1 protein-coding gene is annotated in these 249 nt (G+C 49.0%); it reads right to left on the bottom strand.

The window, feature by feature from the left end; genetic code table 11:
- The coding region (locus Q4528_RS15170; protein WP_303522526.1) for a TAXI family TRAP transporter solute-binding subunit at positions 1–249 on the bottom strand (249 nt) is incomplete at both ends.

The following is a 249-nucleotide window of genomic DNA, read 5'->3' as shown; positions in this document are numbered from 1 at the left end:
CTGTGCTTCTTTGTCGCGCAACAGCTTAATGTTCTCGCCAGAGCCTGCAGAGTTAATCGCCGAAACACTCACTTTGTGCTTAGGTTGAATTTTCACCTTGGTTAAAGTGGCTAACGCCCCCCCCACAGGGTAATAAGTACCGCCAGTACTGGCTGTTGCTAACAGGTAATTAGTGCCTGTGTCAGCGTGTACTGAAAAAGATAATGCACTCGCGATTAACGCGACCTTGCCAAGCCAGTTACGCATGGT

Source organism: Staphylococcus pasteuri (assembly GCF_030547725.1).
In the GTDB taxonomy this organism is placed as follows: domain Bacteria; phylum Bacillota; class Bacilli; order Staphylococcales; family Staphylococcaceae; genus Staphylococcus; species Staphylococcus pasteuri.
The sequence above is the reverse complement of the archived record's forward strand: the minus strand, read 5'-3'. Positions and strand labels throughout refer to the sequence as shown.